This is a genomic window from Micromonospora sp. NPDC049151, from assembly GCF_040648395.1.
Lineage (GTDB): Bacteria > Actinomycetota > Actinomycetes > Mycobacteriales > Micromonosporaceae > Micromonospora.
Map to the genome: position 1 here is coordinate 39,059 of NZ_JBEZDP010000032.1, position 8,660 is coordinate 47,718.

The following is an 8,660-nucleotide window of genomic DNA, read 5'->3' on the forward strand; positions in this document are numbered from 1 at the left end:
TCGCCGCTGCGGGCCGGTTCCGGATAACGTCGCGCGACACGCGTCATGTGCGGGTACGCGTACGGCCGGCGGAGACAGGAGCCGAAAATGCGGGCGGACGGGACGACAACGCCGCCGACGGGGACGGATGCCCTCGTCCGGGAGACCGGCCGTGCCCGGCAGACGGCACGGCGGTTCCGGCACCTGACGATCTGTCTCGCGCTCACCGCCCTCGCCTTCCAGCAGGCGCCCGGGCAGGTGGTCCCGGACACCAAGGTCGACCTGAACGTCAATCCGGCCGGGTGGCTGCTGCGCTCGCTGCACCTGTGGGATCCCACCGGCACGTTCGGGCAGCTCCAGAACCAGGCGTACGGATATCTCTGGCCGATGGGCCCGTTCTTCCTGCTCGGGACGGAACTGGGTGTCGCGCCGTGGATCGTCCAGCGGCTCTGGTGGGCGCTGCTGTTCTGCGTCGCGTACCTCGGTGTGGTGCGGCTGGCGGGCCGGCTCGGCATCGGCAGCCCCGCCGGCCGGATGGTCGCCGGTGTCGCGTTCGCGTTGTCCCCGCGCATCCTCACCCAGCTCGGCTGGTCGTCGGTGGAGTCCTGGCCCAGCGCCGTCGCGCCGTGGGTGCTCATCCCGCTCGTGGGCCTCGCCCGGGGCGCCCGGCTGCGCCGCGCGGTCGCCGGATCGGCGGTGGCCGTCGCCTGCGCGGGCGGTGTCAACGCCACCGCCGTCGCCGCCGTGGTGCCGCTCGCCCTGCTCTGGCTCGCCACGCTCAAACCGCTGCGCCGCCGCGTCACCGCCCTCGCGGCCTGGTGCGGGGCGGTCGCCCTGGCCACCGCGTGGTGGCTGATCCCGCTGCTGGTGCTCGGCCGCTACAGCCCGCCCTTCCTGGACTACATCGAGACCGCCCGCAACACCACGAGCGTCACCGACGGGGTGACCACGCTGCGCGGCACGTCCTACTGGGTCGCCTACCTGGCCTCCCCGTTCGGCGCGACCATCCCGGCCGGCGCCCGGCTGGCGAACGACACGCTGCTCGTCGTGGCCACCCTGGCGGTCGCCGCGCTCGGGGTGCTCGGCCTGTCCCGGCGCGGAATGCCGCACCGCCGATTCCTCATCACCGGCCTGCTGCTCGGCGTCGCGCTCGTCGGCCTCGGGCACACCGGCGACCTGCCGAACATCCTCGCCGGGCCGCAGCAGCAGTTCCTCGACGGCATCGGCGCCCCGCTGCGCAACGTGCACAAGTTCGACGTGCTGCTCCGCCTGCCGCTGGCGCTCGGCCTGGCCCACCTGGTCAGCCTCGCGGTACGCGCCGCCCGGACCGCCCCCGAGCAACGCCGTGGCCGGGCCACGGCCCGCGCCTGGCTCACCGCCGGCACAGCCATGGTCGCGGTCGCGGGCGTCGCCTCACCGGCGCTCGCCGGTGGCCTCGCCACGCCGGGCGCGGTGAAGGACGTGCCCGGCTACTGGCACGAGGCCACCGACTGGCTGGACGCGAACACCGGCCGTGGGCGGGTGCTCGTCGTCCCCGGCGCGCGCTTCCCCGCGTACGACTGGGGCAGCACCACCGACGAGATCGCCCAGCCGCTGCTGGACAGCCGGTGGGCGGTGCGCAACGCCATCCCGTTCACCCCGCCCGCCACGATCCGGCTGCTGGACGCGATCGAGTCGACGCTCGCCACCGGCGCCGGCTCGGCCGGCCTGGCCGACCTGCTCGCCCGCTCCGGGATCAGCCACGTCCTGTTCCGCGCCGACCTCGACCACGGCCGCTCGGACACGGCCCGCCCGGCGGTCGTCCGGCAGGCGCTGGAACGCTCGCCCGGCCTGAGCCGCGTCGCGTCCTTCGGCCCGGTACGCGGCGGCTCCGACACCCCCGACGAGTTCCGCGACCAGGGCCTGGACGTGCCCGGACGGGCACTTGAGGTGTACCGGGTGGACCGGCCCGTCCAGCCGGTGGTCGCGTACGACCGCGACGACGTGACCACTGTCGTCGGCGGTCCCGAGTCGCTGCTCGACCTGGCCGCCTCGGGCCAGCTCGGCCCCGCGCCCACGGTCCTGGCCGGCGACGCGAAGGCCGGCGAGTCCACCGGGCGGGTCGTGCTGACCGACGGGCTGCGCCGGCGCGACGTGTCGTTCGGCCGGCTGCGCGACAACTCCTCGCAGACACTCACCGCCGACGACACCTTCGCGGTGTCCGCGCCCGCGCACGACTACCTGCCCGACTGGGGGCCGGAGTGGTCGACTGTCGCCCGCTTCGAGGGCATCAGCGGGATCCGCGCCTCGACCGCCCGCTCCCAGATCGACGCCACCGGCGGCACCCGGCCCGAATACCAGCCGTACGCGGCGATGGACGGGAACACCGCCACGTCCTGGCGGTCGGCGCCGCACTCCCGCAGCGACAGGCAGTGGATCGAGGTGAACCTGGCGAACCCGACCCGGGTCACCCGGGTGGAGGTGTGGTTCGACCTGAAGGCCGACGCCCTGCCCACCACGGTCACCGTGACCGCCGGGTACGAGAGCCGCACCGTCGAGCAGTTCGGCGACCACATGGTCTTCGAGCTGCAGGGCGTGCACGCCACCCGCAAGGTCGAGGTCTCCGTCGACGCCGCGTTCGACCTGCGCCCGTTCGGCGACAAGACGGTCGGCATCACCGAGATCAAGATCCCCGGCATCCAGACCAGCCGGACCCTCCAACTGCCCGCCGCACCCGCCACCGACCAGCCGGCCGGCGTCGTCGTGTCGGCGGCCCCGACCACGCCCGCCTGCTTCACCGTCGACGGCCGCCCGCGCTGCTCCACCGACGCGGTCCGCGGCTCGGAGGACGCCTCCACCATCGACCGCACCTTCACCCTGCCGGTTGCCGGGACGTACGACGCGAAGCTGTGGGCGCGGCCGACACCCGGCCCCGAACTGAACGCCGCCCTGGACAAGCTGGTCGCCGAGGCCCAGCCGCTGCGCCTCGCGCCGCAGGTCACCGCATCGTCGACGGCGGTACCCGACCCGGCCGGCCGGCCCGGCGCGGTCCTCGACGGCAACCCGGCCACGAGCTGGTCACCGGCGCTCAACGACGAGGCGCCGATCCTGCGCCTCACCTGGCTCGAACCGCAGGTCATCAGCCGGATCCGGTTCACCGTCGAGGAGGGGACCGCCGCCACCCGGCTCGGCAGCGTACGGGTGGTCGGCAACGACGGGTTCCGCAGCAACCTGCTCACGAACGACGGTGTGCTCACGCTCGACCCGCCGATGCGAACCGACTCGATCACCATCCAGTTCCTGGACAAGCCGTCCGCCACCAGCACCGACCCGTACGGCCTGCGGCTGCCCGAGCCACTGCCCATCGCCGTCGGCGAGGTGACGGTGCTGCCCCTCGGCACCACAGTCGCACCCCGACCGGAGACGCCACTGAAGCTGGCCTGCGGCTCGGGTCCGACGCTTCAGGTCGGCCCGTCCCGGATCACCACGACGCTCACCGGCACGGTCCGTGACCTGCTGGAACTACGCGAGATGCCGGTGACGGCCTGCGGCCGGACCACGCCCAAGCAGCTGGACCTGGGCAGCGGGGAGCACCGCGTCGTCACCACCGCGAGCACGCTCGCCACCGCCACCCGGGTCGCGCTGACGCCGCGTACCGCCACGCCCGTCGCGGCGGCCACCGCCGGCGACATCGAGGTGGGTTCCTGGTCGGCCACCGAGCGGCGGGTACGCGTGGCCGAGCACTCCGGCGACCGGGTGCTCGCGGTCCGGGAGAACACGAACACCGGCTGGCAGGCCACCATCGGCGGGAAGACGCTCACCCCGCTCGTGGTGGACGGCTGGCAGCAGGGCTGGATCCTGCCCGCGGGTGTCTCCGGGGAGGTGGTGCTGCGCTTCACGCCGGACACCCCGTACCGGATGGGCCTGCTGCTCGGCGGCGTCCTGCTGGTGGTGGTGGTCCTGCTCGCGGTGCTGCCTGATCGCCGCCCCGCCGGGGATCGCGCGGTCGCCGCCGTGCCGGCTACCCGGCGCCGGCTCACCCGCTCGCTGCCGCTGCTCGCCGTCGGCGCCGCCGCGCTCGTGCTCCACAGCGGCCTGCTCGGCGGCCTGCTGGTCGCGGCGGGCTTCATGCTCGCCGTACCCGGACCGCGTCGCCTGCCCTGGGGCGGCGACCCCCGGCGGATCAGGCGGCTCGTCCGGGCCGCCGAGACGTGGCTTCCCGGGGCGCTCGTGGTGCTCGCCGGATGGATCTACCTGGAGTCGGCCGACCGGCACACCGACGCGCTGCCGCAGCTCGTGACGGTCGCCGCCCTCGGCGCGCTCTGGCTCTCCACCACCGCCCGGCGGCGGCCCGTACGCCGGATCCGCCCGGCGGCGACCCCGGCCGTGCCGGCACCCCGCGAGCCGGAACACGACGCCGCGCCGGTTCCGGATCGGGAGGCGGACCGCGACGATCGCGCCGAGCCGGACGGGCGACCGGCGCCGGACGCCGCCCCGGTGTCCCGCGTCTCGGAGATCACGTGAGCGACGGGCGGCCGGACCCCGCGCCCGAGCCGGCGGACGGCCGCCGGAGCGGGCTGGGCGCGGCGGGCGTCGCCGTCACCCTCGCCGGTGTCCTGGTGAACGGCCTGGCCTACCTGGTGCCGGTCCTCGCCGCCCGCAAGCTCGACGCGGACGACCTCGGCGCGCTCGCCACCGCCCTCGGGCTGGTCGCCATCGCCGGTGTGCCCGGGCTCGGCCTGCAACTCGCCGTTGCCGTGCACCACGCCCGGCACGGCCCGTCCGACACCCGGCGGCTCACCGTGCTGACCGCCGCCCTGTGCGCGGGCGCGCTGGTGCTGGCGACGCCGGTGCTGGTCGCCGCGCTGGACCTGCCGGTCGTGGTGCCCGCGCTGCTGGCCGTCACCACGGCCTCGGTGGTGCTCTCGTCGCGCTCGCTCGGCGAGCTCCAGGGCGGCCAGCGCTTCCTGCGGCTCGCCACCGCGATGGCGCTGCTCGCCGCCGCCCGCTACGGCGGGGTGATCGTCGGGCTGCTGCTCGGCGCGGGCCTGACCGGCGCGCTCGGCGCCGGGGCGCTCACCGCCGCGCTGGCGCCCTCGGCGCTGGCCTGGCTCACCGGCACGCCCCGGCGTCCCTCTGCCGCCCCGCGCCTGACCGTCGCGCAGGTGACCGCCGGATGCGGGGCGACGCTGGCGATGCTCGTCGTCTCCTACGCCGACCTGCTGCTGGCCCGCCAGCTGTTGCCGCCCTCGGGCTCCGGCGCGTACTCGGTGGGGACTGTCCTGACCAAGGGCGCGCTCTGGGCGCCGCAGGTCGCCGCCGTCCTGGCCCTGCCGCGCCTGGCCCGAGGGGACCGCCGCAGCCGCACCGTCGCGCTCGCGGTGACCGGCGCCTGCGGTCTGGTCCTGGTGGGCGCGTCGGCGATGGCCGGCGGGCTGGCCTTCCGGCTCGTCGGCGGACCCGACTACACGGCGCTGGGCCGGTACGCGCCGCTGTTCGCCGCCGTCGGCGCGCTCTACGCGGTCACGTTCGTGCTGCTCAACGACCGTCTCGCCGGGGGCGTCAGGTGGGCGGCGGCACCGCTGTGGTTGGGCACCGCCGCGCTGGTGACTGTCGCCGCCGCCGTACGCCCGCGCACCGTCGGCGGCCTGGTCGTCGCGGCCCTCGTCACTGCCGCGGTCACCACGGCGCTGATGGCCGTACCGGCGCGCCGGCGCACGGCCGGACCTCCGCCCGCCGCTGTCCGTGCGACGCTGCCCACCGCGGCGCGACCCCGAAACGGGTGATCGGTGCGACACCGGCGGTCACCCGACACGACCTCCGGGCCGGACACTCCCGGTGGGCCCGAGCGTTGGTTACCGTAGGTGTCTCCCGTGGGGGAAGCGGTCCCCGCGTGTACTTCCGATCGAGGTTGCAGTGACGATGTACGGCGAGAAGATGCCGGCTGCCGACGACCGACCCACCATCAAGGTGGCGGCGGTGAGCTGGCCCGGCGTCGAGATCGAGCCGGTCGCCACACCGCCCGGGGGCGACGCGGCCAAGCCCACACGCTCGCGACGGACCCGGCTGCTGCTGGCCGGGGGGATCGTCGCGGCCGTCCTGGCGGGCGGCGTCGGCCTTGGCGCCTACGCGTACGCCGGTGACGTGCCCCGCGGCACCACGGTGCTCGGCACCGAGCTGGGCGGGCGTAGCCGCGCGGAGGCGGCCCAGACGCTGCGCGCCGAGCTGGAACGCCGGGCCGAGAAGCTCAACGCCCCGCTCGCGGTCACTGTGGGTGAGAACAAGGCCGAACTGAAGCCCTCCGACGTGGGGCTCGCCATCGACGTGGACGCGACAGTGGCAGCGGCGGCCGAGGCCGACGCGCACGCGGTGAGCCGGCTCGTCGGCTCCCGTACGGTCGAGCCGGTGGTCACCGTCGACCAGGCCAAGCTGGGGGCGGCCCTGCGCAAGGTAATGGGCCCGCAGGGGCGTGAGATGACCATGCCGGCGATCATCTGGACCGGCACCACACCGAAGCCGGTCTACCCGAAGCCGGCGCTGACGATCGACACGGACGGGGCCACCGCCGTGGTGAAGGCCGGCTGGCTGGCCGCCGAGCCGGTCACCGTGCCGCTGGTCGAGAAGTGGCCGGCCACCACCCGCGAGGAGGTGGATCGCCTCGTCGCCGAGCTGGCCCGGCCCGCGGTGGCCGCGCCTGTCACGCTCACCACCGACGGCGGCTCGGTCACCATCCCGCCCGCCGCCATCGCCCGGTCGCTGCGCTTCTCCGCCGACGACGCGGGCACGCTCACCCCGAAGGTCGACGTCAAGCGGCTGCGTGCCGCGCTCGGCGACCGGCTCACGAAGCTGGAGGTGGAGCCGAAGGACGCCGGCCTGACCATCAGCGGCGGCAAGCCGAAGGTGGTGCCCAGCAAGGCCGGGCGCCAGGTCGACGCCGCCGCGCTCGGCCCGGCCCTGCTCGCGGTGCTCCCGAAGACCGAGGGCCGTACGGTCACCGCCGAGCTGAAGCCTGCCGCCCCCGAGCTGACCGAGGCGGAACTGGCGAAGCTCGGCATCAAGGAACGGGTGTCGAGCTTCACCACCCAGTTCACCGGCGGTCTCTCCTCGCCGCGCAGCCAGAACATCGTGCGGGCCGCGAAGGACGTGGACGGTGCGCTGGTGAAGCCGGGCGAGACGTTCTCGCTCAACGGGCACACCGGCGAACGCGGCTACGACCAGGGATACAAGGACGCGCCGACGATCGTCGGCGGGAAACTCGTGCCGGGTGTCGGCGGTGGTGTCTCCCAGTTCACCACCACGCTGTTCAACGCCACCTACTACGCCGGGCTGGAGGACGTCGAGCACAAGCCGCACTCGTTCTACTTCAGCCGCTACCCGGCGGTGATCGAGTCGACCATCTACTGGCCGCAGCTCGACTTCAAGTTCCGCAACAACACGCCCTACGGGGTGCTGATCGACACCTCGTACACGTCCAGCTCGATCACCGTCTCGATCTGGAGCACGAAGATCTACGACAGTGTGAAGACCGAGTACGGCCCCCGCCGCGACATCACCCAGCCGAAGACGGTCTACCTGACGCCCGGGCCGACCTGCATCGCCGCCGCCGGCAGCGTCGGGTTCGCCCAGGACGCGTACCGGGTCATCAAGAAGGACGGCAAGGTGGTCAAGCGGGAGAAGTTCAGCTGGCGCTACGACGCCGAGCCCCGCTTCATCTGCGCCCCCAAGCCGGGCGACGACTGATCCGCTCACGCAGAAGGCCCCGCCGGCATGTCGCCGGCGGGGCCTTCTCATGCTTCTCAGGGCCGCGCCGCGGCCAGCCCTTCGCGTACGCCGTCCGCGTCGCGGTCGGTGCCGTAGACGGGCGTGTCCGGCTGCTGCCGCCAGCTCTCGTCGAGAGTGCCCGCGTCGACCGGGTCGAAGCCCAGCTCGTCCACAAGCCCCATGACGATCCGCTTGGCGTCGGCCTCGTCACCGGCCACCGGCAGCGCGATCCGGCCCGCCGTACCCGCCGGCTTGCCCTCGTCCATCAGGTGCGCGGCCTGGATGTTGTTGAACACCTTCACCACCCGCGCGCCCTTGAGGTGGTCGGCGGTCCAGCGGCTGGAGCTGAGGCTGCGGTCCAGCAGCTCGGGGATGTCCCCGTCGCGCTGGGGGTAGTAGTTGTTGGCGTCGACCACCAGCTTGCCGTCGAAAAGCGCCGCCGGGAGCTGCGGCACCGCCTTCAGCGGGATCGCGACGACGACCAGTTCCGCATCCCGCACGGCCTCCTCCACGGAGACGGCCCGGGCGCCGGTCTCGGCGGCGAGGTCGGTCAGGCTCTGTGGGCCGCGGGAGTTGGCCACCGCGACGTCGTGACCGAGTGAACGCAGACGACGGGTGAGGGTGCCCCCGATGTGCCCTGACCCGATGATTCCGATCTCCATGCCCACTCCTGTACCCCGTACGGTCGGACCTCATCACGGCCCCGGCGTACGGCACGTCACGTTTCGCGCCGCCGAGCCGGCGGGCGGGCCGACGTGTGTCGGCGGTCCCGGCTCGACGGTACGAGACGGAGGCGGCCCGACGTGGTGATTCCGGGGGAGTACGCAATTCAGGGCCACCCCGCACGGGGTGGCCCTGAATTGAAAGATTGTCCGGCGGTGTCCTACTCTCCCACACCCTCCCGAGTGCAGTACCATCGGCGCTGGAGGGCTTAGCTTCCG

Annotated in this window: 4 protein-coding genes; 3 read left to right on the forward strand and 1 reads right to left on the reverse strand. The window is 74.1% G+C overall.

From position 1 onward, the window contains the following. Window positions 1–87: 87 nt before the first annotated feature. From AB0B20_RS27010 to AB0B20_RS27020, 3 genes are all read left to right on the forward strand, one after another. Window positions 88–4,482 carry an alpha-(1->3)-arabinofuranosyltransferase gene (locus AB0B20_RS27010; RefSeq protein WP_357474501.1) on the forward strand — a complete coding sequence of 1,465 codons (4,395 nt, stop codon included), beginning with the start codon at window positions 88–90 and terminating at the stop codon, window positions 4,480–4,482. Further along, window positions 4,479–5,744 (forward strand): polysaccharide biosynthesis protein, encoded by a 1,266-nt coding sequence (locus tag AB0B20_RS27015; RefSeq protein ID WP_357474504.1) that lies wholly within the window; start codon window positions 4,479–4,481, stop codon window positions 5,742–5,744. Before AB0B20_RS27010 ends, AB0B20_RS27015 begins: the two co-directional genes overlap by 4 nt. A gap of 136 nt (window positions 5,745–5,880) precedes the next feature. Next, entirely contained in the window at window positions 5,881–7,698 is a 1,818-nt protein-coding gene (locus tag AB0B20_RS27020) for a VanW family protein (RefSeq protein WP_357389591.1), read from the forward strand. 56 nt (window positions 7,699–7,754) lie between these two features. On the opposite strand, the gene AB0B20_RS27025 is transcribed toward AB0B20_RS27020, so the two are convergent. Then, window positions 7,755–8,381: an NAD(P)-binding domain-containing protein gene (locus AB0B20_RS27025; protein ID WP_357389577.1), complete on the reverse strand. Its 627-nt coding sequence runs from the start codon at window positions 8,379–8,381 to the stop codon at window positions 7,755–7,757. Window positions 8,382–8,660 lie beyond the last annotated feature (279 nt).